This window comes from Myroides odoratus (assembly GCF_965118575.1).
GTDB lineage: Bacteria > Bacteroidota > Bacteroidia > Flavobacteriales > Flavobacteriaceae > Flavobacterium > Flavobacterium odoratum_B.
Genome location: NZ_CBCPHW010000003.1, coordinates 121,003 through 147,721 on the forward strand (window position 1 = coordinate 121,003; position 26,719 = coordinate 147,721).

Genomic DNA, 26,719 nt, shown 5'->3' on the forward strand with positions numbered 1-26,719 from the left:
TTATCTCACAACAATTTCACAAAACAGCCATGAGAAGATTTTATGTCAAAGAAATGAGCATTTTATTCATTTTTTCGTTTTTTTTAGTGTCCAATTTTTCACTTTTTGCACAACAAAACCAAAATAGCCTCAAAAATTACGATTCTGTCAAAAAATGGCGCTTCGGAGGGGGCTTTGGATTGGGCTTTGGCAGCGGTTATACGGACGTTATGCTAGCTCCAAGTGCCTTATATGAAGTAAATCAATATCTTAATGTTGGTGTTGGGCTTCAAGGGAGTTATATCAACAGTAAAAATCGCTCTTTTTACTATAGTAGTGTCAAAGAATATCAGTCTTGGATTTATGGCGGAAGCCTAATCGTACTCTCCAATCCTATTCCTCAGTTGCAACTTTCTGCCGAATTAGAGCAATTGCGCGTAAACAATACCTATACCTATAAAGAGAATTTACAAAAACTAGATGCTAATTTCTGGAATACGGCTCTATTTTTAGGAGTGGGTTACAGTAGCGGACCTGCTACGGTTGGAATTCGCTACAATGTGCTTTACAAAGAAAAAGATATGGTGTATGGCAGTGCTTTTATGCCGTTTATTCGTATATACTTTTAAAAAAGATAGTTGCTACCTCATAAGGTACAAAAAAAGAGCCGATTACACAAATCGGCTCTTTTTTTGCTTTTATTTCACTATTTAAAAGTTCTCTTTTTATTTCGACCTGTCTTTATAGTGTACTTCTAAAATACACTTTTTGAAACTCTCGTTTAACTATAAGGTACGTCAATTGCTGAAAGTAAGTAAAGACATCGCCTTCTTCTAAAGCGCGAATATCCTTTTCTGCCACATCAATGCGGTATAATAAGGTAGATAATTTAGCTGGACTAATCGTTGCTATTCGCTCCAATATCCCTTGAATTTGTTGAACAATTTCGAGTGGAGTTGAAGCATCAAATGCAATAGCCTCATCTACACTTAACCTAAAATCTCGCTCTACTTGTTGTACCAATAGTTCAAACAAGTTTTGTTGTTCTTTTAATTGATCTTCAAGGTAAGTTACTGCTGTTTCCATCGTATTACATTTGTCTATTCATTAATTCTTTACTAAAAATGCGAAGAAGTTCTTTTTTATCTTCACCTATGGCTAACACAGCTACGATTGCCAAGGCTTCTTCTGTATATTTTTCAATTAATTGCAATGAAGCGAGTTGCGAACCTGTTTCGATAAATAATTGTTTCACGCGTTCTATTTTATGCACTTCATCGGCACAAAGTACCGTAGCATAAAAAGCTTGCAATTCCTCCTTTTGCAGTGGATTTGCTTTTTCTAATGCATTGAGGTATAAAAAAGTCTTTTTATTTTCTAAGATATCTCCACCAATTCGCTTTCCAAAAGTAGCTTCGTCTCCGAAAGCATCTAGATGATCATCTAACAATTGAAACGCAATGCCTAGATTTAATCCAAAATTGTAAATCTGGTTGGCATTTTCTTCTGTTGTTTGCGCAACGATAGCACCCATTTTTAAAGCTGCCGCTACTAAAACTGCCGTTTTATACTCAATCATTTTGACATATTCCTCAATTTTCACATCGGAACGTTGTTCAAAACAAATATCGTATTGCTGTCCTTCACAAACTTGAATCGCTGTTTTACTAAACAACTTCGCCAAATCTCTGAAAATAATAGGTTCGTAATTTTCAAAATACTGATAGGCTAAAATCAACATAGCATCACCCGAAAGAATAGCTGTATTAATATCCCACTTTTCGTGAACCGTTTGATGTCCTCTACGCAATGGCGCATCATCCATAATATCATCATGCATCAAAGAAAAATTGTGAAACAATTCAATAGCTGTTGCAGCGTAGATTGCTTTTTTGGGATCTTCATTGAAAATATCAGCTGCCATTAACGTTAAAACCGGCCTAATTTGCTTTCCTCCTAAAGAGAGAATATACGCTACTGGATCGTAAAGTTCTTTCGGTTGACCGTCTAACATAATTGAACCAAGATAGGCAGCTATCTGTTCTTTGTATTTTGCTATTGATTGCATGCTCAGAAAAATATTTTGGTAAAAATACGCGTTTTTTAAGGATTTTTCGTTTCTCTGTATACTTCTACCTTTTAACTACACAAATATCTTAAAAATAGATCAGTTATCCATTCGTTTTCTTGAAAAACACAGCGCCATTTCTCTTATTCCTTCCACTTCAAAGCAAGCGAATGCTCAAATATTCACAAATTGTAGGATATCCAACTAATTTTAAGGAAACTTTTAATCGAGTTAAAGTTTTCATAATTAAACAGAAACTTTAAAACTAAATAAGTTCCCTTGTTATATTTGCGCATCAAAAAGGAGATACATGGAAACTTTAATATTAGAAAAAGCAGCTCATTTGTTTTTATCTCAAGGATTTAAAAGCATAACAATGGACGATATAGCCGCAGAACTGTCTATATCCAAAAAAACAATTTATCAACATTATAGTTCTAAACCCGAGCTTATTGAGAAATGCTTACTCTATATCAACGAGAAGTTCCTAAAATCCATAGAAGCTGTCATTGCTCAAAATAAACCAGCCTTAGCGGAAATTATTCAAGCACACAACAACATGAACGAAGTTTTTGACATTGAGTCATCGGTATGTTTGTATCAGCTCAACAAGTATTATCCTAAAATATCTCAAAAGCAGAAAATTTTTCACAAGAAAAAATTTGTTGGGATTCTAGAACGCAATCTTGAAAAAGGAATTAAAGAAGGGGTTTATCGCCCAAACTTAGATGTGGAATTTACCGCGCGTTTGCACATTGCGTCAATCATACTTATTGATGATCAAGACTACTTTGAACCCGAAGAATATACCCATTATCAACTACACGATTTGCATCTAGATCATCAGATACGAAGCATTGCCACCGAAAAAGGGCTCAAACAATTTTTAGAATTAAAAGAGAAAAGCAAATAATGAATAGGATTTTAGTAACCCTCAGCAGTCTTTTACTTTCCACAAGCCTGTTCGCTCAAGCGCCTCTAACACTAAAAGATGCGCTTACTTATGCACTTGAACACAAAGCCGAAGCTAAACAAGCCGCATTAGATATTGAAAATAGCGAGTATCAAATTCAAGAAGTGAAATCAAATGCTCTCCCTCATCTTAATATTGAGGCTAATCTAGCAAATAATATAAAGATCCAAGAGATGCCTCTTACTTTGGAAGGACATACACAAATGATTCCTTTTAATCTAAAATGGAACTCTCAGGTAACGGCCACCGCTTCCCAGGTTTTATTTAACCAAGCGGTTTTTATGGGACTGAAAGCGGCGCGTTCAGCTAAAGCATTCTATGTCATCAACAAAGAGTTAACGGATGAGCAAATTATTGAAAAAGTAGCCTCTACGTATTACCAAGTATTTCAAGCGAAAGCGATGTTACTGACTTTGGAAACAACCATTAACAGCACCACTCGCATAAAAAAAATCATTGAAGATTTACACGCTAATGGATTGGCAACTCAAATTGATCTAGACCGAACTAAAGTAAGCGTAAGCAATTTAAAAGCAAATAGACAGCAGGTTGTCAATGCGATTGACTTACAAGAAAATGCTTTAAAGTTTTTCATGGGAATGGATCTCAATACCCCTATCCTTTTACCTGACAATACTTTTGCTATTGATGAAAGTGTTCTTTTGGTAGATAATAAGGTTGATGCTCGAACAGAAATTCACTTATTAGAAAAGCAAAAAGAACTGTTAGCCTATAAACTCAAATCGATTCAAGCGGATTACTACCCGTCGCTTGCGGCATTTGGTACATTTGGCTATCAAGGAATGGGCGATAAATTACCGTGGGGTGGTAAACCCAGTGAAGGGGTATTTTGGACGAGTGCTTCTGCTGTTGGCATCTCCTTAAAAGTGCCAATCTTTAATGGATTCGAAACCAAAGCGAAGGTAAGACAAGCAAAAGTAGATTTAAAGAAACTTGACGTTCAGATTACAGATACTAAACAAGCCTTGCATTTAGACTTTACCAATGCCCAAAAATCCATTGAAAATGCCTTAATTACCATCAACATACAGAAAGAAAATGTCGATTTAGCTAAAAGTATATTGACCAATATGCAAAACAATTACAAACATGGTTTAGCTTCTTTGACTGATTTATTAAATGCTGAAAACGCGTATACGGAGGCTGAAAATAACTATACAACTTCAATGTTAGATTTCAAACTAGCTGAAATACAAATCATCAAATCCCAAGGAGAATTAAAAACCTTACTCGATTAATTTTCGTATCTAATCCAAACTCATTATGAAAAAAATAATTACAGCCTTAGTCTTTGTTGTATTACTAGGAGGGACTATCTACATACTAAATAAAAACAAAAGTAAAAACGAAGAAGAAACAGCTATTGTAGCCGAACAAAGTGCAACGATCTCCGTACGTGCAGAACAAGCGAAGGTAGAAGTAGTGGATACGAGTTACAAAGCCAATGGAAACTTTGTACCTTATCAAGAGGTGACAATTGCTGCAGAAACTGCGGGTCGCGTGGCAAAATTAATGGTAGATGAAGGAGCAAAAGTACGAAAAGGTCAAATTTTAGCTTTGGTTAATAGTGATCAAATCAATGTACAGGTTCGCAACGCAGAAGCGGCTTATGCAACTGCAAAAGCGGATGCTGCTCGTTTTGAGAGTGCTTTTACTACAGGAGGAGTAACTAAACAACAACTCGATCAAGTTAAATTGATGGTACAAAATGCAGAAGCAAATCTAAAATCTGCACAAATTACCGCTGGAGATGCACATATAAAAGCGCCTATTGACGGAATCATCAACAAAAAACACGTGGAACAAGGAAGTTTTGTAGCCCCTGGAGCGCCTATTTTCGACTTGGTCAATGTCAACCAGCTAAAATTGAGAGTAAATATCGATGAAAGCCATGTAGCCAACTTAAAAGAAGGGGATATCCTCAACATTCAAGCCAGTGTATTTCCAAACGATACCTTTGAAGGTAAAGTAACTTTTATTGCTCCCAAAGCGGACGCCGCACTAAACTATCCTGTAGATTTATTACTTACCAATAACAAAGACAATAAGTTGCGTGCTGGTATGTACGGTTCTGTTTATTTTAAGGCAGATAAAAATCAAGATATTCCTCTTTTAATTGTGTCCCGCAATGCTTTTGTGGGAAGTGTTAGTTCTAATTTAGTATATCGAATTATCGATAATAAAGCCGTTGCCACTCCAGTTGTAGCAGGTAGAAACTTAGGTGATTTTGTTGAAATCCTAGAAGGATTAAAAGAAGGTGATGTAGTTATCACTTCTGGACAAATCAACCTCACAGACCAAGCTCCAGTATCCATTAGTAAATAACCTCCTAAAATAAGGGATTGACGTATGAAAATAGCCGAAATATCAATCAAACGTCCAAGTATAATTATCGTTTTATTTATAGCGTTAGTACTTGGAGGTATATTTAGTTATAAGAACCTTAACTATGAACTTATTCCAAAGTTTGAAGTTAATGTTATCACAGTTGCCACTGTATATCCTGGAGCATCCCCTTCAGAGATTGAAAACACGGTGACTAAAAAGATAGAAGATGCTGTAGCTTCTCTAGAAAATGTAAAAAAAGTAGAAGCGCTGTCTTTTGAGAGTTTATCAACCGTTATGATTTACTTGACCTCAGAGGCGAATGTCGACTTATCCTTAAATGATGCGCAACGAAAAATCAATGCCATCTTAAAAGATTTACCTAAAGATGTAGATCCCCCCTCTTTACAAAAATATTCCTTGAGTGATTTACCTATTATGACCTTGAGTGTGACTAGTAAATTAACCGAAAAGGAGTTGTACGATTTATTAGACAAAAAGATTCAACCTATCTTCTCTCGGGTAGCGGGTGTTGCTAAGGTGGATTTAATTGGAGGAGAAGAAAGAGAAATTCAGGTTTTATTGGATCCTAAAAAAATTGAAGCCTATGGACTAAGTGTTCCTATGGTTCAACAAGCTATTTTAAGCTCCAATCTAGATTTCCCAACCGGTAGTGTAAAATCGGAAGCCAAACAAACCCTGATTCGCTTAGCTGGAAAATATAAGGATATTGAGGAGATGAGAAACCTAGTAATCGCTTCTCAAGAGGGTATTGATATTCGCTTAAGTGATATTGCAGATGTGCAGGATGGCATTAAAGAAGTTGAAAAAATTGCGCGTTTAAATCAACAATCCACGATTTTAATGCAGGTAATTAAACAGTCGGATGCCAATGCGGTATCGGTAAGTGAATTAACGCAAAAATCCATTGCTGAAGTTGAAAAAAACTATGCGGATATCGATTTACAAATAAATACAGCGAATGACTCTTCTGAATTCACCCTGGAAGCGGCTAATGCTGTAATGTTTGACTTGTTCTTAGCTATTGTTTTAGTAGCTTTTGTTATGCTCTTTTTCTTACACAGTTTAAGAAATGCAGTTATTGTAATGGTGGCTATTCCCCTATCCTTAGTTGCAACCTTTATTGGTATTTACTTACTGGGATATTCTCTAAATTTATTGAGTTTACTAGCCTTGTCCCTCGTTGTTGGTATTTTAGTGGATGACGCCATTGTTGTAATTGAGAATATACACCGCCATATGGAAATGGGTAAAAACAAAGTACGTGCCTCCTATGATGGAGCCAAAGAAATTGGGTTTACCGTAACTGCTATTACGTTAGTGATTGTAGTGGTATTCTTACCCATTGCGATGTCTTCAGGCTTGGTTCCCAATATTATTAAACAATTCTGTGTGACTGTAATTATTGCAACTTTGCTTTCGTTACTTGTATCTTTCACTATTGTACCTTGGTTATTCTCAAGATACGGCAAGATTGAAGTTATTAAACCCCATTCCTTCTTTGGAAAGATATTACATGGATTTGAAAAAGGATTAACTTCTTTTACACATAGTATCTCGGGTTTATTAGTATGGGCTTTAAATTCTACTAGAAACACAGTCATTGTATTAGTTATCGTAGCTTTATCTTTTGCGGGCTCTCTTGCCCTTCCAATTTTTGGTTATGTGGGCGGGGAATTTTTCCCAAAGACGGATAAAGGAGAATTTTTAGTTCAATTAGAATTAGACAAAGATGCATCGGTACAACAAACCAACCTAGTTACTCAAAAAGTAGAAGCCTTTTTGCGTACTAAGCCAGAGATTGTAGATATGATTACAACCGTTGGACAGTCGTCGGAAGGATACGGAGGAAGTCAGGCTACCAAGTATAAATCGGAAATTCACGTTATACTTACTGACAAAAAACAACGCAAAGAAAGTTCGTTTGTTTACGCGGCTAAATTAAAAAATGAATTAGCTCCTCTACTGGTAGAAGCTAAAATAAAAACGGTTCCTGTAGGTTTAATTGGTGCAGAAGAAGCCCCTTTAGCCTTAACCATCACAGGGTCTAATTTAGATGATGCCATGGATTTTGCTATTCAGGCCAAAGCCCTCTTAGATCAAATTCCAGGTACAATGGAAACTAAGTTAACAACAGAAACGGGGAGTCCAGAGATTAATGTTCAAGTTGACCGCGATAAAATGGCTGCCTTGGGCTTGGATATGTACACGGTAGGGATGACGATGCAAACGGCTTTTAACGGAAATACCGATGGAAAATATAGAGCGGGTGAATATGAATACGACATCAATATACGCTTTCAAGAATATGCGAGAACCTCCCTTGAGGATGTGAAGCAAATAAGCTTTAAAAACGCACAAGGGAAAGACATCAAATTGGAGCAATTCGCAGCTGTCAACTACAGTTCTGGTCCTTCGATATTAGAACGCAGAGATAAGAGTCCGTCCGTTACGATTAAATCCCAAACAATTGGTCGTTCACCAGGTGCTATTGCAGAAGATTGGATTCCTAAATTTAATCAATTAACACTAAAACCAGGCGTTAAATACCAATGGACAGGTACCATGGAAGATCAAGAAGAAGGTTTTGGTACCTTGGGAATTGCCTTATTAGCCGCTATTATCTTGGTTTATTTGGTAATGGTAGCCTTATATGACAGTTTTTCTAAACCTTTTATCGTTATTTTCTCTGTACCCTTATCGTTTATTGGAGCTCTATTAGCCTTGGCCATTGCCAATATTTCTTTGAATATCTTTACAATCCTCGGTATTATTATGTTGATCGGTTTGGTGTGTAAAAATGCTATTTTATTGGTGGACTTTGCCAACCATAGAGTTCAAGCAGGTGATAGTGTCCACGATGCACTTATTGCAGCCAATCATGCGCGTTTACGCCCTATTTTAATGACTACAATTGCCATGGTAATCGGAATGGTACCCATCGCCTTAGCAAATGGTGCTGGCGCAGAAATGAACAACGGGTTAGCTGTAGTTATTATAGGCGGTTTATTGTCTTCCTTACTATTAACCTTGGTTATTGTACCCATCATCTATTCTATTTTTGACAAAATTGGACAGCGATTTGGCAAAAAAGAAAAGGTAGATTATCAAGCGGAAATGCAAGCGGATTATCAACCCAATGAAAATTTTGTGGATCATCCTTAACAGGATTCTTTTTTGAAGTAAATAAAAACAAAAGACCATAGAGTAGAACGAAAATTTCTACTCTATTTTTTTTTCTTAATCTAAAACAACTTTTTTATCTTTTAGACTTCTTATTTTTATACCCATTAACTATGTCGTCTCCTTGTGAAAAATAATTATATACAATCGTACTCTATCGCAGATATCTTAAGCAGATATGAAAAAATTATTGTTGATAAACGATTAGCAGTAGTAGAAATTGGCCCTAAACACAGTCAATATTTCGTTATTGGAAAACCTTATAAGTTCGCTTCCTTTGGTTTGATTCTCATCACGGCAGGTGAATGTGAAATTAAAATCAATCTCGAGCCAACAAAAGTAAAAAAAAATGATATTCTAGTTGTTTTACCGCAACAGTTTTTTGAGATTATTCAATACACAAATGATTTTAGCGTTCAAGCCTTTTTTGCTAGTGGGGAATTATTTTTAGATGCGGGATTTCATCTTAAATCAAATAATTTGATTCAGTTTTTCTCTTCTCAATACCCTAAGATATTAACTTTAAATACTTTTATAATTAGAGAAATCAATTATCATCTCAAGCGATTAAATAAACTTGTTTTTGCGAAAGACAATCTATTTTCCGCTCAATTGATTTTACATCACTTTTCGATTTTAATGTATGAGTTAGGTCATTTTTACAACAAAAATGTTTTAGCTAAAACAGAGAATAAGACCCTTCGAAAAGAAGAATTAACAAAAAACTTTCTTTTGTTAGTTTCTACTCATTTCAAAAAAGAAAGAAGTGTACAGTTTTATGCCGATCATATGTTTATTAGTCGAAAGCATTTAACTAAAATTATAACGGATGTTTTTGGCAAAGCACCGAAAGATATTATTGTAGAAACCATTATTTTAGAGGCGAAAATCTTATTAAAAAATCCCAATACTACAATTACGCAAGTCTCGACTGAGCTTAATTTTCAAGACGTCGCTTTATTTAGTAAATTCTTCAAAAACAATACAAACGTATCACCACGTGAATTTAAATTAGCAAATTAATTCTTAAATAAGTTAATGCGTCTTTTTGACAACTTGTTCCGTTTATTTAACCACTGCTATTCCTTTAAAAATAGCGAGATTTGAGTCCATTACTCAGATTGAATTGTCTTAAAACAGAATGAATCACCATTTGCATATAAGACGCAAAACTCACAAAAATGCTGAACAACAAACAACAATATGCTCAAATCACAGCCATTGGGGGTTATCTGCCTACAAACAAGCGAACCAATGCTGATTTAGAACTTTTGTCAGATACTTCTGACGAATGGATTATGAAGCGAACGGGAATTAAAGAGCGTAGAATTTTAGAAGAAGGTCTAGCGACTTCTGATATGGCGGTTGAAGCAATCAAAGAGATGTGTTCTTCTTATCAAAAGGATATGAAAGACATTGATGTCATCCTTATTGCGACCTCATCCCCTGATATGCCGATGCCTGCTACAGCTAATATCGTTTGCGACAAATTGAACTTAACTCGTGTATGGGCTTTTGATATGAATGCGGCCTGTTCTGGTTTTTTATACGCCTTAGATATGGGTGCTGCCTTAATTGAAACTGGACGATATAAAAATGTCGTTGTTGTAGGAGCAGATAAAATCAGTACATACGTAGATAGCAAAGATCGATCAACTAATATTTTATTTGGAGATGGTGCTGGTGTCGTTTGGCTTGAACCCACTCAAGAAGGAGGAATTCAAGATGCATTATTAGTCAGTGACGGCAAGGGAATTGAATATCTAAACATCAAAGGTGGAGGTACCTTATATCCTTCGGATGCTGAAGATTGGAATCCCAATCATCGCTATTTACAGCAAGATGGCAAAGTGGTTTTTAAACATGCCGTAAATGCTATGAGTTCGACCTGTCAAACCCTGTTGGATAGAAACAACCTTACGGTTGATGATGTTACTTGGCTTGTGGCTCATCAGGCCAATAAGCGAATTATAGATGCTGTAGGTAAAGAGTTAGGTATTGAAGAAGAGAAAGCTTTAAATAACATTACCTATTCAGGTAATACAATAGCTGCTACTATCCCCCTTTGTATTTGGGATTTTAAACACCAAATCAAAAAAGGTGATTTACTACTATTAACTGCCTTTGGAGCAGGTTTTTCATGGGGTGCAAGCTTATTGAAATGGAACATATAAACGAAGAGGTCTCACTAAGAGATCTCTTTTTTTAGGCTAAAGAATTAAATCTTAATTTTCCTAAAAATGGCTATTCCTTAAATTAAATCCTCAGGAAATTCAACCCCTTTATCCTTTAGATATTCAATAAGTTGTCCGTGTTTCGTTTGCAAATCTGAAGTACAATCACAAGCAATTGGACAGATATTAAAGGGTGAAATCTCTAAAATAATCGCGATCTCATTGAGCACATCATTTTTTAATTTCGTTTTCCCGCTTTCGATATCTGAATAAGCCTTTTGAGAAATATTCAACTTCATTGCGACATACTCTTGAGAAAATCCTAATTCTTTTCTTCTGGTACGCATTTTTTCCGATTCACTTTTACATTTGTGTGTTGTTGTTTGCATAATAAAAACTCGTAGTTTAATAAATTATCTCACACAAAGGTAACACTTTATTATATTTTAGTTCTATTTTATTAAACTTTATCGTACATTTGGATAACATAAACAACAAAATCAATGTCGAGCTTAAAATGAATATACTGAAAACTGAAATTCAAAAATTCATATCTGCTTAACGAAAAACTGCTTTCCCCAAAGCAGTTTTTTTTATGTTCACTTTTGTTTTTTTAGTGTTCATTATCGAACAGCCTAAACAAAAAGAACAAAAACAAAGTCCTCTAATTCAATCCATTACTATTGTTTAAATTTCTTGGCACAACTTTCGTCTTTTATCTAGCAAATAAAACTACAGATGAAAACAAAACTAATCACCATCCTTTGCTTTACTTTTTCACTTTTGAGCTTAGCTCAATCTAAAATTTCTGGATCAGTTGTAGATTCCAACCAACAGCCTATTGACTTTGCAGAAATCTTGTTATTAAATCAAAAAGAGGAATTAGTTCAACACACCTATACAGATGAAAAAGGAAATTATTCGCTACAAAATATTGCCAACCAGACGTACTCACTTCAAGTAACTAATTTAGGAATCAAACAATACGAAACAAATTTGACTATCGAACAAGATATCACCTTAGCTCCTTTTGTGATTCAATCGGATAAAGTGTTAGATGAAATTGTGGTTTCTACAAAACCTAAATTATTTGAGCGCAAAGTAGACCGCACTGTTTTTAACATCGATCAATCCATTCATGCAAACAACAGCAACGCCAAAGATTTATTGAAACTCACGCCTGGATTAAAGGTAGATAAAGACCAGATTTCTCTGATTGGCAAAAGTAGTATGCAAGTCATGATTAACGACAAGATGCTTCCCTTATCAGGCGAAGAATTAATTGCGTATCTAAATACAATCCCTTCTGAAACCATACAAAAAATTGAAATTATCAGTACGCCACCCGCTAAATATGAGGCCAGTGGAAACAGTGGTTTAATTAATATTGTTTTGAAACAAGCCCGACACGACGCTTGGAATAATCAAATTACTACTGGTTTTGATGCGGCTGATAAAGCAACCTGGAAAATTAGCGATGTATTCAACTATAGTAAAAATAAAATAACGCTTGCTGCTTCTTTCAATGCGAGTACAGGTTACAATCAAGAAATAGGTAAAATGGATCAATTTTATCCAACTGAAACATGGAAAACGATAAATAGAGAAACAAGCAAAAACAACAATTTTTCTGGTAGTTTTCAGTTCAATTACCAAGCAACACCAAAAACGGAAATCGGCCTTCAATATAGAGGAAGTGCAAATAACCAAAAGACGAAGGATAAAGGTCAAATTGATGTTTATAACCTTGTTAATAACTTGACTAAAAACATCGAAACAAACGGTTTTTCGAATCCAGTTACCAACAATCACGCGATCAATTTAAATTTAGTGCATAAGTTTGATACCCTGGGGAATAAATTAAATTTAGATGTCGATTACTTTACTTACAACGCAGATAAATCGCGCGTTTTCAACACAAAAAAGACCCCTGTTGATAACCTTGTTAACAACCCTGAAATTTCCCAAACAACAGGAGACCAAAATATTGATAATTACAGTGCCAAAATTGACATGGAACAACCTTTATCTTTTGCTAGTTTATCGTATGGCGCAAAAGTGAGTTTCGTAAAAACAACGAACAATGCCAACTCTTCTAATTTCGATGCTTTGACACAGGCCTCGGAAATCAGACAAGCGGATCATTTCATTTACAAAGAAAATACACAAGCTGCTTATGTCAGTGCTACGAAATCATTTGCTGAAAAATGGGAAGCACAACTTGGCTTGCGTTTAGAAAGCACTCAAACAACAGGAGAGTCCTTGGCCAACGCTTCAACAGAAAAAACAAACTATACCAAACTATTTCCAACCCTATATGTAAGCTATAAAATAAATGAGGACAACAACCTATCGCTTAGTGCAAACCGACGCATTAGCAGACCTACTTTTTGGCAATTAAATCCTTTTAGATGGTACGTGAATGAGTACAATTACGTAACGGGAAATCCAGATCTAAAACCCACGTTTGTCAATGCCATAACTTTAAATTATACGCTTAAAAACAAGCTATTCTTCAATGCTTCGTATTCGAAACTCACTGATTTAGCTTCTCAATACTCCACTATTGATGTCAACACGAATATGCAAGTACTGAATCAAGGTAATATTTTTGACACAGAGAACTACAGCCTGGGTATTACCCATATTTTTGATACTTGGCATTGGTTAAATTCACAAAACTCATTCAATGTTTTCTACAATTCTTCCCAATTGATTCAAGCGATTGATTTGACTGTAAACAATGGAATGGGGTATTACTTTAGTTCGAATAATACCCTCCATCTGAATGCTGATAAGACCTTCCAAGCTCAAGTAGACTTCTGGTATCAATCAAAATTAAATAATGGAAATTGGAAATTAAAATCCATGTATGGACTGAACTTAGGTTTCAAATATGCTATGCTAGACAAAAAACTGAATCTATCTGCCTATGTGAATGACATATTCAGAACTTCTAATCTACGCGCCCAAGCCATTTCTGATGGTGTAAAACAAAAATACAATATGTACCAAGACAACCGATACTTTACCTTAGGCTTAAGCTATAGCTTCGGCAATTCAAAAATTAAAGTACAAGAACGCCAAGGAAGTAATAAGGATGTAATCAACAGAAATTAAAATTAATGTTTACAACTTTGTTTATAACTATTGCATTGGACTGGTTTACAACGGTTAAATCAATCTAAAAAATAAAAGTTATCAACACTAGTAAATAGTTCGTAACAAATGAAGTAAACGAGCTACTTATACCTCAACGACTATTTATCAACCAAAATAAACTACTTTGTTAACAAAGTTATCAACCTTGTTAATAACTTGATTAAAAGAAAGACTATGAGAAAAAAAATTACGCTGTTTCTGCTATTTTTTTGTGGTATTACTATGGTATATGCACAGCATAATGTAAAAGGTAGAATACTTAACTCGGAGAACCAGCCCGTTGATTTTGCTGAAATTCACCTGCTCAAAGAAGACGGTGAGAAATTAGTCCAACAAGGTTTTTCCAATGAAACAGGTAATTTTAGTCTGACTAATATTCCCCCCGAACGCTACAAATTAAACATTCATTATTTAGGGCAATTGTTATATACCCAAAACCTAGTCATCAATCAAGACATCAACTTACAGGATTTGGTTGCTGAAGCCTCAACAGCCCTAGAAGAAATTGTAGTACAAGCAGAAAAAAAACTCGTTGAACGCAAAGCAGATCGCCTGGTATTCAACACCGCTAATAGTATTGCTTCACAAGGAATGGATGCTGTAGAAGCCCTTACCAATACCCCGTTAGTCAAAGTCCAAAATGACAAGATTAGCCTTGTAGGAAAAAGCAGTGTTACGATTATGATTAATGATAAAATCCTCAATCTACAAGCCGAAGCCTTAACCAACTATTTGAAAACACTTCGCTCCGATGATATCGAGAAAATTGAGGTCATTACCAATCCGCCTGCAAAATATGAAGCAAGTGGAAATAGCGGCTTGATTAATATCGTACTAAAGAAAAACAAATCTTTAGGGCTGTATGGTTCTGTCGGTAGTTCATATGCCTACAACAACTACAATACGCTATCGGGCAATGGGAGTTTAAACTACCAAAATAAAAAATGGAGTTTAATGCTAAAAGCCAATGCGAATGACGCTCGATTTGGCAGTGAAGGTAATTTTAAGTATACGGGAGACCAAAATATAATTGATTCACATTCGGATCATAAGGGAAATTGGAATTCTTTGGGTTTAAACCTAACCACCAACTATCAAATGACAGATAAAAGTTTAATTGGCTTGACGTATAATCTTTCTCGCTATAAAAACACTTTGGACAGCAATAATAAATCCAAGTATATTACACGACCTCAATCTAACACAGATTCTATTATCAATGCGCTAACCCAAAGTAAAAATGACAATATTTACCATACAGTCAATGCGTTCTATGATTATGATTTAGACTCATTGGGGAGCAAATTAGCCTTGGGGGTAAACTATTTTTCAAATATACCCGAAGGCTCTACAAATCTTCAAGATTACAATGCCCAAAATGCAATGCGAAATGCTACTTTTTTTACCAATGATTTGAATTATCAAGTTTGGAGTGGAACGGCTGACTTATCGTATAAACTCCCTTGGGTTGATTTAGAATTGGGCGGTAAATACTCCAACTACGACAATAGATCAAAAGTTTTTTATTACAACCGAATGGACAATCAGTTCATTTTTGATGACGCACGCAGTAATCGCTTCAATTACAAAGAGGATAATTATGCGGGTTATATCAGTTTAAACAAAAAAATAAATGAGTATTGGAATGTAAAAGCGGGTATGCGCTATGAAAAAACAGAAGTCAAAGGCCATTTATTAGAGACCAATGAAACCTTCAAAAAATCGTATGGCAAATGGTTTCCGACCGCTTATTTATCGTATAACCCCAATGAGAATAACTCGTTTAATATCAATTATTCCAAAAGAATCAATCGCCCTTATTCAGACATATTAAATCCTTTTCGCTATTATACGAATAGCTATTCCTATACCAGTGGAAATCCAGAGTTAGACCCCTCATTTACGGATAATTTCGAATTAAACTACCTCTATAAAGGAGCGCTTTCTTTTAGTTTAAATTATTACCACATAACCGATCACTTTAATGAGTTTACAGAGGTTCAGAACAATATTGTATCGAGTACGTATTACAATATGCTCAACAGTGACAACTATGGGTTAAGTATTTCTTATAGTGAAAAAATAACAGGTTGGTGGCAAACGAGCACAGGCGTAGACGCGTATTATGCAAATGTTTATTACAGAAGTAAAATAGCCAATCAGATTCCACAAAAAGGAATTGTATTCAGTTATTATACGCAAAATACATTCACCTTGAATTCGGCGAAAACCCTTCATCTCTTTTTAAACTGGTATCAACAAATCCCTTATAAAGAAGATAATTCAAAATACGAAGGTTATAAAGCTTTAACAACGGGAATTAAAGCGAACGTATGGAATAAAAAACTCAATTTAAACCTAACGCTATACGATGTATTCAATACGGGAGATTATAGAGCGACCAGTTATTTTAACAACAATACACAAACCACTAGTAATACTTGGAACAGCCGACGTTTAAGCGTCGGAGCTACTTATACTTTTGGAGATAACTCCAATAAAAAGCAAGTAAAAGAAGCTAATTTTGAAGACAAAAGCCGAAGTAGTAAATAAATGAAAGTAGGTCTAAAAAAGCAGATGAGATAGCCTTTTTTCAGTCCACGATAAATTTAACAAAAAAGAATATTTTTTTTTGTAACAAACAGTAGCAAACCGCTACCAATACACCAAAACAGCAAATAAGACGAGGTCCTTTTGCTAAAAATAAATTTAATTCTTTGGAAAGTCTGTTTACTAGAATTTCTTCTTAACTGGAGAACCGAAAGTTAAACACTTTTATATAAGTGGAGTGATGATCCATTTAAATTGATTAGTTAGTTGAGCGTCCTTTGTATTTTCATACAAGGGACGTTCTGATTATAACCAGAGGTGTTCTTGTAGCACACGAGGTTCTTGTAATTGATTGACAAGTGCAAAAGTTCTCGCGTGTAAGATTTCTTTTCGTCCTTCTGGGGTTCGCGTATAGATAATGCGGTTCTTTCCTACCTTTTTAGACCATTGTTGTGCAAAATAGTTCACTCGTTCTCTATTCACCCCCAAACACTCGGGAACTGCATGAAAATCAGCTTCACTATCCTGAATGGGCAAAAGTGTTTTTCGCTCTAGAATATACCGTGGATTTTCAATAGGCGAGAAGATTTCTTTCATACAAGAAGCAAAGAGGTGACTCTCTCTTAAAGTTGCTCCTTCTAACGTACAAAATACGCCCCCACCAAATTCCAATTCAGTAACAACTCGTATCGAATCTCTTGAGGTACTAATTAAATCAAATTGACATAAAGTATGCTCCAATGCTTCCCCTATATGCTGAACCTCTTTGCGCATATCACCAAATTTTTGATACATGCGATAATACTTCCATCCTTTCCAACCAAAGCGAAATACCAAGCCTACTACAAACGTTTGAAAGGCCCAATAGCCCAAAGACCACAAACTCAAACCATGCAATAAGACCCCACTACTCAAGCCAATAACTTGATAAACGATAAAAAATATGGCAGAACAGACCAGCGTAAACAAAGCAGATAGAAGAGTTTTATTGGTATAAAAGCGTTTAGCTTGAGCTATATTTCTTTGTGCTTTAGGAGATGTAAATTGAACTTTAACCCCTTCTGCTAAATGACTCCCCTTTTGAATAGCCGTTAGCCATTTGTCCTTTAACTCTCTTCTTTGCTTAGCAAAGTGAAGTGTATTTTGATTCTGTCGTTCCACATAATCTTGGTCCACCTCCTTTTTCTTTTTTACTTCATTTAATCGTTCAAGTCCATTGGAGATACTTGTTTCATCTTGGTTTTCATTGTTAGATATTCCCACAAAAGTTTGAAAACGCCGATGAATAATATCCCAATCCTTTCCGCCGTCTGTTGAATGCGTATCTATACAAGCTAAATGCCAAATATGCGCCGTTTTTTCTGGGTCTTTGGAATTAATTCGGAAAGCACGTCCACGTACTTGATTCGACGTAATATAGGCTCCTATTGAACTTGCCATAACCAAGGAATTAATCACAGGTGCATCCCATCCCTCTCCGAGTAAGGCTTTTGTGCCTATCAATACTTGTATTTTCCCTTCTTGAAATAAGTGAGTAATCCAATGTACACCCTGTGCTTTTTGTTTCATCGTCAATTGCAAAGCCACGTAATCCTCGTCATAGGCAAGGGGCTGATAGGACAGTAATTCGCTTTCTTTCTCCCCTATTAGCTCAAACAATGTGGGTAAACTAGCCGTTGGAATAATAACTATCGATCCCGTTAATACGGCCAAATGAAGCTTGTTTTTATTTTGTCGTCGCAGCGTTTCAAAAATAGACATCACCCCTAATTTTGACAAAACTTGAGGAGGCATCATCGTGGTACTGTAATATTCTTTTCGGATATAATCGGTTAGAATAGCCATATGTAAATTATCTCCTAACACAGTAGATTCAAAATCTAAGATCTCCACAATACTTTGCAATTTACTCAAACTAGAAAGCAACAAATCATCCGCTTTATTGTCTTGCACTAACTGCACTTGACGATACGCAATTAACCCTTTCTTTTTCAAATCTTCTTTGAGTTCTTCTTTGCACTGTAGATAACCGTCCACCGTTGTAAAAAAATCTTGTCCTTGAAAACAATAGAAATTGAGCATTTTTTCAAACCAAACTAAATCCAAGGGCGGAATCTCATCTTGATTTAAGCCGAGTACTTTCAAATGAATTTTATCTAATTCCCTATAAAATTCTTTTAGATACACCAAACAAGCAACATAGGGAGTCAGATTTTCATAAATCCAATCCAAGTGATTCAAAGGTTGTTGAATTGCAGGCAATTGCTTTAATGTCTGAGCCAGAGTAGCGTGAGACTTCCATGTCTGATACACCTCAAAAACATGCGCCTTGTGATATAGTATTTTTTCCCTTTCATCTGCCAAAGGCTTACTGTAATAAATAAAGTCCTGATGTGGACACAAATCGCCAACTTCCAATAAAGTAGGAACGGCAATTTCTTCATCCACAGGACCTGCTAAAGCCATATACCGTTGCCATTCAAGGTTACTTGCTCCATACGGAGGTGTAGCAGTTAAGCCCACGACAGTTGCTTTTAGTTCATTATCTAGTAGATCTAGTGCTTTCCACCACTCTTTTCTCAAATGATGTACCTCATCTACCAAAAGCGTTTGAATACCAACCGCTTTTAATTTTTTAATGACTTCCTTGGCGTGAATATTAGTATAAACTGTACTTTCTTCACTTATATTTTCTTCTTCTTCTCCCTCTTCTTCTTTTAAGTAATTAAAAGCCGCATGCAACCCTTGATAGGTGGATACGGTAAGGAATTTAGGATCTGTCAATTGCGTTGAAATCCAATCAGGTATCTCTTCTACTTGCAAAAATAAACTACAAAAACGATCAATCCACTGATTCTTAACAGTCAAAGTGGGTGCTAAAATCAACGTGGGCTTATTCAAGCGCAAGATAACCTCTAACCCTAAAACCGTTTTCCCAGACCCTGGTGGTGCAACCAAGTGTAACTTGTCGTCTTTTAAATGTGCGGTTAATTGATCTAATACATTTTTTTGATAGATGCGCCATGGATATTTGAACGCTATGGGGGTTGGAAAATTTTTCACTAGCTAATTTTATTTCTCCCTTAAAAGTAAGCAAGCTTTTTTAGCTTACAAAGCCTTTTAAATGTTTTTACTTAGGTAGTGTAAAGTCATATTTTTTTCATTATTTTGTAGAACTATCAAGATTTTGAAACGATTAAACTGGCTTTCCAATACGCACAATGACGACAAAAATTCAATTTAAATTAAGTAATGATATCCTACTTACTGTTATTCAGATGGTTGAAAAAACCGATGACTATGTTGTACTATCCATAAAAGACGCTTTATTGGTGAGTATCAAAGAGGATTTACTTGCTAAACTGGAAGACAAAGCCAAGACTATTCAGAAACAAGTCTCTATCTTAGACCATACTAAAAAGCATGCTATCGTTTTAAAGTACCATGAAGCGTATACCATGTACAAGCTTTTGGAGTTAATTTTCGAAAAAGAAACCTTTGCTGATCATCCACATATAAAAAAAATCAAGCGTCTTTTACTTGATTTAGAAAACAAAGTAGAGAGTTTTACCACTGAAAATAAGCAAGGAAATACAATGGAAACAGAAACTGCTACTCCTTTGAATTTTCCTCGTTTAGGCGTTAATGAAATCATTATTGAAGAAGCTACTATTTTAGAAGGGGAAAGTGAAGAGAAGTTATCGGCGGAAGAAAATGAGGATGACAACAACCCAATCTTAGACCCGACAGTAGATATCAATGAAATTCTCGTAAAAAACTATTCTATTTTTGATATTTTAGAAGAAGATAGTAGTAGAGAATCCGCCATTGATGAAACCAAGAGTTTAGCCCTTGAGGTAGAAGTTAGTGAGCAACTAGAGGCAATAGAAGACCCCCAAGACGAACCTATGGACCTCTCAACGGAAGAAACTTTAGTTGTGGAACTACCTGTAGAAGATGCTGTTGAAAATTCTATCGAAGTACCCCAAGTGGAAGGACAAGAAAAAGAAAACGAAGAAACTGAAGCATTTGTAGAAGCCCCACACGCAGAGCAAACGCCTAGCGAAGAGAAAAAGGTTACGGAACATGAAGCAACTACGCAAGAAACAAATGCTCCTAAACCTATAGAAATCCAACAAGTAGAGGAAGTATATAGCCAAGAAGAAGCCGAACTTCAAACTGTTGCGGAAGCACAAGAAAGCATACAAGAACAAATAGAAGAGGAATCCACTGTACCTACTTGGACTCAACCGTTGACACCTCCTGTTTTTGATGGAATTGTAACAAAAACATCAATCTGTATCGAACAAGAAACCGTGGAACCTCTAGGAGATACAGCTACCGAAGTTGTAGAAGAAGAGACTTTACACCTTTTTGAAACGGAAGAATTAACTTCCAAAACTTTAGATGAAAAGGTTGAAAAAGAAGTAAAAAGAGAAAAAAAGAAACCCGCCAAAGACCAAAGCCAACAAGGGCAAATCAGTCTTTTTTAATTACATACACAAGCTATTCCTCACCGAATAGCTTTTTTTTATTACCTTTGTGGTAGTAATAACGAATAAACAATCAAATGGATATTTAAATAAGTATTTCGTTTTCGTAGTACCCGTTGACCCCAACGTGTAGGAGCAAACAATTTTTAATGGCGTCTCATCCAAAGAGATTCCACTATACTTATTTATTTATGTGATTTTCACGCTAAAAACCGTGAGTAGTGGTATACGGGCCACAGTTTATTATACTCATCCTATTTAATTTGATTATTATGTCTATCGTTATTAAAAACTTATCCTACGAACATCTGGATAAAACGCCTTTATTTCACCAAGTTAATTTAACGCTCAACGCTGGAGTGAAAGCCAATTTAATTGGCGCCAATGGTACGGGGAAAAGCACACTTTTAAAGTTAATTGCCGCGAATCAACTGCCTGCTATTCAGCTGGAAGGTTTGCCGTATTATTTACCTCAAATTAATTCCCAAGCTATTGCTACTTCCACGATTCAAGAAGCTTTGCAGATCGACAAAAAAGTACAGGCCTTGCATCGCATTTTACAAGGTTCAGTCAACGAACAAGATTATATTGATTTGAATGACGATTGGCAAATAGAGGACAAAATAGCACAAGCGTTACAGTACTGGCAATTGGAAGACAAAGCATTGACGCTTTCCCTGAATCAGTTGAGTGGAGGTCAGCTAATGCGGGTTTACTTTGCGTATATCAACATTCACCAACCCGATATTCTCTTACTAGATGAACCAACTAATCACATTGATCAAGGGACAAGAGCGCTTTTTTTTAATTTTTTAGCGCAATACAAAGGTACCGTACTCTTGGTAAGTCACGATATGGAGCTCCTCAACAAACAAGTACTAACCTTTGAAATTAGTCCAAATAGCATTCAAGCCTATAAGGGAAATTACGCTTTTTACAAGACTCAGAAACAAGAAGAATTAGAGTCCCTTCAACATAAAATAGACCATTTGAACAAAGATTTACGTCAGGTAAAAACGGAAAAACAAAAATTGGTACAAAAGCAACAAAAAGCAGTTGGACAACATAAGAGAGCCGAACAAAAGGGAGGTTTACCCAAAATCGTCATCAATACCTTAAAAAATGCAGCTGAAAACAGCAGTGCAAAAAACACGGAAATACAAGCAGCCAAACACAGCAAACTACAAGAAGAACTTTGGGATTTAAAAGATCAATTGGAACAGATAAAACCGTTTCACTTGGCGTTTAATAACGCTGAACTTCATGCGAATAAAGTAGTCTTTCGAATGAAAGAGGTCAATTACCGCTATGAACCAACTTCAGCTTGCATTTGGTCAACGCCAAAAAGTTTAGAAATCCGAAGTGGAGAACGCCTTTTAATTGAAGGGATTAACGGTTCTGGTAAAACAACTTTACTGCATTTGTTGGTGGGTCATTTACAACCTACTGAAGGACATATCGAACGCTTAACACCCTATGTGGTTTACCTGGATCAGTTTTATACCCTTTTAAATACAAACCAAACCGTGCTTGAACAAGCACAAGCATTCAATCACAAATTGCTTGAGGAAGCTGCTCTAAAAAACACGTTGTTTCACTATGGCTTTCAACCCGCGGCTTGGATCAAACCCGTGAGTCAATTGAGTGGGGGTGAATGTTTGCGCTTAGCCATCTGTTGTTTGAATCTTTCGCTAACCTCCATGGATGTATTAGTTTTGGATGAACCAAGTAATAATCTCGATATTTTTGGCTTAGAAAGCCTATACCAAGCCTTAAAAGAATACCAAGGTACGATTGTGTTTATTTCTCATGATATGAATTTACGCGAAGCGATTCAACCTACACGTGTGTTTCAGTTATAATGCCCTAGTCAGTAGCGCCAAACGGCCTTACATTATTCACTCAAGTCAATCAATAAGCAAAGGTTTTGTTCCATTTCCAGAGCATGAACCTTTGCTTTTTTGATAAACTTTTTTATTTTCAGGAACATACAGACCGGAAACAAAACACAAGCATCCACGCTAAACATCCACTTCAACTATTCACCCTAAACACCCACACCGGATGTCATCCTGATGAAGGAAGTATTGCATCAGTTACTCCCTTTTACCATTAAACTCAACGAATGTATAGCCCTCAACCTTTACCCTTCATTTCATTCAAAATAACAGGAATTGAAATTTCTTTATGTTCAAAGAGATACAACGTAACTATACAAAAAATGACCGTTATAAAAGGTCATTTTACCCTACCAATGCACAGCGCGATAGGGATAGTAGAGTTGATCTTTCAGCAGCGCATCATCGATAGCATATATCTTCACTAAGGCTGCTACTTCCCAGGCCCAATACCCAAAATACGTATTGACTTTGGTGCGTTTATGGCTGTCATACCAAGGAGCATCTTTATGCCCTTGATACCACTTCTTATCCAAATATGCTTTTATAAACGAAGTACTTTTATCCTTCCCTGTTACTAACGCATCTAAATGGGCATATGGACTTTTTTGAATATACGAAGAGCCGCTCATCATATGAGGTAAGCGATAATTAACCAACGTTTTAAGCAATTCATCTTGAGCTCCTCCTTTATGAATCACCGTTACGATACGCTTAAAATCAACCTCATCCACCTCACACAAAATACCCAAACTCAACATCCAAACCATCTGGTCGTACATCGCATAACTTTTAGCAAAGCCCTCCCAATGAAAGCCGTCTTCAAAGGCGGTAATACCATCGAGTAAGCTAGCCGTTACAAGCTCTTTATTCGCATCGGAAGAATATAAGGCGATTGTTCTTTTTAACTGATAAGAAAAATACATTGCTCTTAATCCATTATAGGTTATTCTATCCAAAGATTTATCTTGTAAGTCTTTTTTTAAAATAGGTAATGTTTCTTCAACCTCTTCTATAAATTTTTGAATATTATTCATTGTCCAATTTTTATAATGTTCTTTACTACTATTGCCGACTTGTTTAACGTTTCAATAATCATCTCATTTTTTTGTAAAACTCCAATCAAAATACCTTGATAATCTTTGTAAATGGACAATGCCTTTGAAATACTATACTCACTTTCAAGATTCGCTCTAATCCACACATCCGTCATTTGACTTCCTCCACAAGAAGTAATTTTCATATCTACTTTGGGTTTCCAATTGGGATTCCCCTTCGTATTCATCTTTACTTCTGTAAGGATGTATTTGGGAGGTAAATTTTCAGGTAACACAAATATGCTTTTGGTTTAAACACGTTCAAACATCCTATACCGAATTTAATACAAAAAGCCACTGTTCGTGGCTTTTATTTACTCTTATTTAGCTATTCGCTTCAATAAAAGCCTTATAATCTTCTAGAAAAACAACAAATTCATCATGCGATAACTTCAAATCTGATTCCTTTTTTTTACTGTACCTACTAAAAAATTGTACCGCATAACTATTACTATAAATATACAGACCATCACCTTCTGTTTGATATTTATAATCTTTATCGGAATCTTTAGTAGAGAGAATGCCTTCAATTAATTTTTGAACTTCGTTTGGAGTCCAATTGTTAAATCTTAACAAGGTAATAGGGAAAAATTTACTCTCATCAAAATCTATATCATATAGAATCATATCAGAGATTATAAGTTTAGAAAATTTATATTTCATACTATTTAATTTTACATATTTGGATAAGCATTTAAAATATTTCCAAAGTCATCTATTTCTATTAATATATTAAATCCATTAGTTGATTTACCAGCATATTGCTTCAATCGTCCTCCAAGCTTTCTAGGAATTTCTCCCAGGTCCTTTGCTACAGTATTTTCATACACAAATGCTACTTCTTGTTGAATCCGTTCTAGATCCCAGTTCTTTGGGAACATAGAACTTACCGCTTCTTTTTCTAACCAGCCATCTCTATATTTTACATAGATTTTAGCTCTATAGGGCTGATTATTCCTTGGTGGATTGGGTATTGGATTACCTTTAATTCTCAAGGTCTTACCTATTGATTCTGAGCTATGTCCTCCTTCTGAAATTAACGCTTCTGTTTTAAATCTTGGAGAAATTTTAAACATTCTAGTATTAAACTCTCCATTTATATGATTAAAAAACGTCTTATCAAACTTATCTGCCAATCTTCTCAAAGCATTTACACGCAAGTAAATATTTTCTAAATTATGATTAAGCACTGTTCCCTTTGCATTCCAAACCTCATCCAAACGCTTGCGAACCGCTTTGGCTTCTCCACTAGCGATAACTTCGCCTTGGGGTCTAACCTATGTTCAGCAATATGCAACCTAAATATACAAAAAATGACCTATAAAAAAGGTCATTTCTATCTACCCATGTGCTGCCCAATAAGGATAACACGATTGATTTAGTAACAGTTCATCATTGATAGCAAGAGCTCCATGGACTCTTGTACAATACAAATTGATCTTATAAGAGACCCCTAAAACAATCAACTCCCTGTGATGAGAAAATAAATAGGTACTCCCTCATTTTCATCACCTGAATGCATCAACCCTTCAAAATAACAATTATCATCATCTTCTAAATTAATACCCACTTTATGGGTTTTATAAAATAATTCTCTAACTGTAAAATTGATGCCATTATCTGCTCGAACTAGCTCATAAGGTTCTTCCGGTTCATCATCAATATACTTGACATATTGTAATTCAATTGCTGGGAAATTAAAAATAATATCATCCCATTTTAAAGGAAATTTTTTACCAGAGATGCTTCTATAATACTGCTCCACTTCCTCTGTAAAAAGTTCAATGCTGTCAATACGACCCTCTGAAAAAGACCAGTATATGTCTTTTAATATAAATTTTGGATAGTCCATTCCTGTTCTTTATTTAAATTATACATAAAATTTACATGGATTAAAAGTTCCTAGTTTTTTAAACAACTCAAATTTCTTTTTGCCGATTGGACGCTGTTTATTGTAAAGCCCTTGGTTGTTTTTTCGAATACCCCCTCTTGTATTTATTTCATACATCTCTACAACTGCAGCCTCATAAGGGGTCATTTTAAAGGGACCACTTTCACCATTGATACTCAGTTCAAATACCCCTTTCATTTTCTTTCTCCAAAATGCTTTTTTAGGATCTCTTCGGTGTTGGTCATATCGTGCACCAACCTTCTGAATCGTCTGTCCTACGTATATACTTTCTTTCTTTTCCCCTAAAATTTCATAAAATTCAACATTAATTAATTCTGTACTCGCAAAAGTAGAAGTTCTATTTTTATTGTGGGTTAGCACCTCATCTTCTCCAACATAGTAGTTGTGAAGTTCTTCTATTTCCAAGTCATAAGTTGGTACGATACATTCTGTAATTTCAAGGGATTGTATAACAATATACTGCCCTTTGGAATCTAATAAGTTCATCCCGACCTCTAAGCTATTAGCCATAGTCCATTTTTTTTCTACGGGATTCCAAAATAGATGCTTCCCTGTGGCTTCTATCTTTCCGTTTTTGGTCTGTATGCAAATATAAACCTCCGTGCGATTTCTATAAATTTCGGTTACGCTTCTTACTTCTAGTTTATCTAAAGCAAAGTTATAGGCATACACCTGTTGACCTGGTACAACATCCTCTATTGCTACTTTTCCAGTTGCTGTTTTCACTAAAGTACCAGCCAAAAAACAAGGCTTTTTAGTAGGTGGTACTTCTAATAAATCTTTATATCTAAAATCATCCCACATCTTTTGTATTTGTTTTAAATTCTTACTGTCTTTGTCAAGTACTTCGTACAAAGGGTTAG

21 protein-coding genes are annotated in these 26,719 nt (G+C 35.5%); 11 read left to right on the forward strand and 10 right to left on the reverse strand.

Annotated features, from left to right (window positions below; translation table 11 throughout):
* Positions 1-29: 29 nt before the first annotated feature.
* A complete protein-coding gene (locus ACMHJ2_RS03355; protein WP_413511546.1) occupies positions 30-608 on the forward strand; it encodes a hypothetical protein in 579 nt (192 codons plus the stop codon).
* A 112-nt stretch (positions 609-720) separates the two neighbouring features.
* Here the strand turns inward: ACMHJ2_RS03355 and ACMHJ2_RS03360 are convergent, their stop codons facing one another.
* The gene (locus ACMHJ2_RS03360) at positions 721-1,065 is read right to left on the reverse strand and encodes a hypothetical protein (RefSeq protein ID WP_413511547.1); all 345 of its coding nucleotides are present in this window, start codon (positions 1,063-1,065) and stop codon (positions 721-723) included.
* A 4-nt stretch (positions 1,066-1,069) separates the two neighbouring features.
* Positions 1,070-2,047, reverse strand: a complete 978-nt coding sequence (locus ACMHJ2_RS03365; RefSeq protein WP_413511548.1) for a polyprenyl synthetase family protein — start codon at positions 2,045-2,047, stop codon at positions 1,070-1,072.
* 310 nt (positions 2,048-2,357) lie between these two features.
* Between ACMHJ2_RS03365 and ACMHJ2_RS03370 the strand changes: the two genes are divergently transcribed.
* From ACMHJ2_RS03370 to ACMHJ2_RS03395, 6 genes are all read left to right on the forward strand, one after another.
* Positions 2,358-2,960 (forward strand): TetR/AcrR family transcriptional regulator, encoded by a 603-nt coding sequence (locus tag ACMHJ2_RS03370; protein WP_413511549.1) that lies wholly within the window; start codon positions 2,358-2,360, stop codon positions 2,958-2,960.
* On the forward strand, positions 2,960-4,279 hold the full coding sequence (locus ACMHJ2_RS03375) for a TolC family protein (protein ID WP_413511550.1): 1,320 nt from the start codon (positions 2,960-2,962) through the stop codon (positions 4,277-4,279). The genes ACMHJ2_RS03370 and ACMHJ2_RS03375 overlap by 1 nt, the downstream gene beginning before the upstream one ends.
* Before the next feature lie 25 nt (positions 4,280-4,304).
* The gene (locus tag ACMHJ2_RS03380; RefSeq protein ID WP_413511551.1) at positions 4,305-5,366 is read left to right on the forward strand and encodes an efflux RND transporter periplasmic adaptor subunit; all 1,062 of its coding nucleotides are present in this window, start codon (positions 4,305-4,307) and stop codon (positions 5,364-5,366) included.
* Positions 5,367-5,390: 24 nt separating this feature from the next.
* Positions 5,391-8,552, forward strand: coding sequence for an efflux RND transporter permease subunit (locus ACMHJ2_RS03385; RefSeq protein ID WP_413511552.1), 3,162 nt, complete (start codon positions 5,391-5,393; stop codon positions 8,550-8,552).
* A 144-nt stretch (positions 8,553-8,696) separates the two neighbouring features.
* On the forward strand, positions 8,697-9,593 hold the full coding sequence (locus tag ACMHJ2_RS03390) for a helix-turn-helix domain-containing protein (protein WP_413511553.1): 897 nt from the start codon (positions 8,697-8,699) through the stop codon (positions 9,591-9,593).
* 158 nt (positions 9,594-9,751) lie between these two features.
* Positions 9,752-10,744: a beta-ketoacyl-ACP synthase III gene (locus tag ACMHJ2_RS03395; protein WP_413511554.1), complete on the forward strand. Its 993-nt coding sequence runs from the start codon at positions 9,752-9,754 to the stop codon at positions 10,742-10,744.
* Between the two features lie 77 nt (positions 10,745-10,821).
* Here ACMHJ2_RS03395 and ACMHJ2_RS03400 read toward each other — a convergent pair whose 3' ends face one another.
* A complete protein-coding gene (locus ACMHJ2_RS03400; protein ID WP_413511555.1) occupies positions 10,822-11,133 on the reverse strand; it encodes a helix-turn-helix domain-containing protein in 312 nt (103 codons plus the stop codon).
* A gap of 349 nt (positions 11,134-11,482) precedes the next feature.
* Here ACMHJ2_RS03400 and ACMHJ2_RS03405 point away from each other — a divergent pair, with 349 nt between their 5' ends.
* Both ACMHJ2_RS03405 and ACMHJ2_RS03410 read left to right on the forward strand, forming a co-directional pair.
* The gene (locus ACMHJ2_RS03405) at positions 11,483-13,864 is read left to right on the forward strand and encodes a TonB-dependent receptor domain-containing protein (protein WP_413511556.1); all 2,382 of its coding nucleotides are present in this window, start codon (positions 11,483-11,485) and stop codon (positions 13,862-13,864) included.
* Positions 13,865-14,080: 216 nt separating this feature from the next.
* Positions 14,081-16,459: a TonB-dependent receptor domain-containing protein gene (locus ACMHJ2_RS03410; protein ID WP_413511557.1), complete on the forward strand. Its 2,379-nt coding sequence runs from the start codon at positions 14,081-14,083 to the stop codon at positions 16,457-16,459.
* Between the two features lie 303 nt (positions 16,460-16,762).
* Here ACMHJ2_RS03410 and ACMHJ2_RS03415 read toward each other — a convergent pair whose 3' ends face one another.
* Positions 16,763-19,519, reverse strand: coding sequence for a DEAD/DEAH box helicase family protein (locus tag ACMHJ2_RS03415; RefSeq protein WP_413511558.1), 2,757 nt, complete (start codon positions 19,517-19,519; stop codon positions 16,763-16,765).
* Between the two features lie 158 nt (positions 19,520-19,677).
* Here ACMHJ2_RS03415 and ACMHJ2_RS03420 point away from each other — a divergent pair, with 158 nt between their 5' ends.
* Entirely contained in the window at positions 19,678-20,949 is a 1,272-nt protein-coding gene (locus tag ACMHJ2_RS03420) for a hypothetical protein (RefSeq protein ID WP_413511559.1), read from the forward strand.
* 221 nt (positions 20,950-21,170) lie between these two features.
* The gene (locus ACMHJ2_RS03425) at positions 21,171-22,811 is read left to right on the forward strand and encodes an ATP-binding cassette domain-containing protein (protein WP_413511560.1); all 1,641 of its coding nucleotides are present in this window, start codon (positions 21,171-21,173) and stop codon (positions 22,809-22,811) included.
* A gap of 386 nt (positions 22,812-23,197) precedes the next feature.
* On the opposite strand, the gene ACMHJ2_RS03430 is transcribed toward ACMHJ2_RS03425, so the two are convergent.
* The 6 genes from ACMHJ2_RS03430 to ACMHJ2_RS03455 form a co-directional block, all read right to left on the reverse strand.
* Positions 23,198-23,884, reverse strand: coding sequence for a PoNe immunity protein domain-containing protein (locus tag ACMHJ2_RS03430; protein WP_413511561.1), 687 nt, complete (start codon positions 23,882-23,884; stop codon positions 23,198-23,200).
* On the reverse strand, positions 23,881-24,180 hold the full coding sequence (locus ACMHJ2_RS03435) for a hypothetical protein (protein ID WP_413511562.1): 300 nt from the start codon (positions 24,178-24,180) through the stop codon (positions 23,881-23,883). The genes ACMHJ2_RS03430 and ACMHJ2_RS03435 overlap by 4 nt, the downstream gene beginning before the upstream one ends.
* An 88-nt stretch (positions 24,181-24,268) precedes the next feature.
* Positions 24,269-24,607 carry a hypothetical protein gene (locus ACMHJ2_RS03440; RefSeq protein ID WP_413511563.1) on the reverse strand — a complete coding sequence of 113 codons (339 nt, stop codon included), beginning with the start codon at positions 24,605-24,607 and terminating at the stop codon, positions 24,269-24,271.
* Between the two features lie 11 nt (positions 24,608-24,618).
* Positions 24,619-25,164, reverse strand: a complete 546-nt coding sequence (locus ACMHJ2_RS03445; RefSeq protein WP_413511564.1) for an EndoU domain-containing protein — start codon at positions 25,162-25,164, stop codon at positions 24,619-24,621.
* Positions 25,165-25,406: 242 nt separating this feature from the next.
* Positions 25,407-25,796, reverse strand: a complete 390-nt coding sequence (locus tag ACMHJ2_RS03450; protein ID WP_413511565.1) for a hypothetical protein — start codon at positions 25,794-25,796, stop codon at positions 25,407-25,409.
* Between the two features lie 18 nt (positions 25,797-25,814).
* The gene (locus tag ACMHJ2_RS03455; protein ID WP_413511566.1) at positions 25,815-26,711 is read right to left on the reverse strand and encodes a polymorphic toxin-type HINT domain-containing protein; all 897 of its coding nucleotides are present in this window, start codon (positions 26,709-26,711) and stop codon (positions 25,815-25,817) included.
* Between the last annotated feature and the right edge of the window lie 8 nt (positions 26,712-26,719).

Excerpts from the sequence above, each read along its gene's own strand:
- ACMHJ2_RS03355 (WP_413511546.1), top strand. The coding sequence starts at position 30 with ATGAGAAGATTTTATGTCAAAGAAATGAGCATTTTATTCATTTTTTCG.
- ACMHJ2_RS03360 (WP_413511547.1), bottom strand. The coding sequence starts at position 1,065 with ATGGAAACAGCAGTAACTTACCTTGAAGATCAATTAAAAGAACAACAA.
- ACMHJ2_RS03365 (WP_413511548.1), bottom strand. The coding sequence starts at position 2,047 with ATGCAATCAATAGCAAAATACAAAGAACAGATAGCTGCCTATCTTGGT.
- ACMHJ2_RS03370 (WP_413511549.1), top strand. The coding sequence starts at position 2,358 with ATGGAAACTTTAATATTAGAAAAAGCAGCTCATTTGTTTTTATCTCAA.
- ACMHJ2_RS03375 (WP_413511550.1), top strand. The coding sequence starts at position 2,960 with ATGAATAGGATTTTAGTAACCCTCAGCAGTCTTTTACTTTCCACAAGC.
- ACMHJ2_RS03380 (WP_413511551.1), top strand. The coding sequence starts at position 4,305 with ATGAAAAAAATAATTACAGCCTTAGTCTTTGTTGTATTACTAGGAGGG.
- ACMHJ2_RS03385 (WP_413511552.1), top strand. The coding sequence starts at position 5,391 with ATGAAAATAGCCGAAATATCAATCAAACGTCCAAGTATAATTATCGTT.
- ACMHJ2_RS03395 (WP_413511554.1), top strand. The coding sequence starts at position 9,752 with ATGCTGAACAACAAACAACAATATGCTCAAATCACAGCCATTGGGGGT.
- ACMHJ2_RS03400 (WP_413511555.1), bottom strand. The coding sequence starts at position 11,133 with ATGCAAACAACAACACACAAATGTAAAAGTGAATCGGAAAAAATGCGT.
- ACMHJ2_RS03405 (WP_413511556.1), top strand. The coding sequence starts at position 11,483 with ATGAAAACAAAACTAATCACCATCCTTTGCTTTACTTTTTCACTTTTG.
- ACMHJ2_RS03410 (WP_413511557.1), top strand. The coding sequence starts at position 14,081 with ATGAGAAAAAAAATTACGCTGTTTCTGCTATTTTTTTGTGGTATTACT.
- ACMHJ2_RS03420 (WP_413511559.1), top strand. The coding sequence starts at position 19,678 with ATGACGACAAAAATTCAATTTAAATTAAGTAATGATATCCTACTTACT.
- ACMHJ2_RS03430 (WP_413511561.1), bottom strand. The coding sequence starts at position 23,884 with ATGAATAATATTCAAAAATTTATAGAAGAGGTTGAAGAAACATTACCT.
- ACMHJ2_RS03440 (WP_413511563.1), bottom strand. The coding sequence starts at position 24,607 with ATGAAATATAAATTTTCTAAACTTATAATCTCTGATATGATTCTATAT.
- ACMHJ2_RS03450 (WP_413511565.1), bottom strand. The coding sequence starts at position 25,796 with ATGGACTATCCAAAATTTATATTAAAAGACATATACTGGTCTTTTTCA.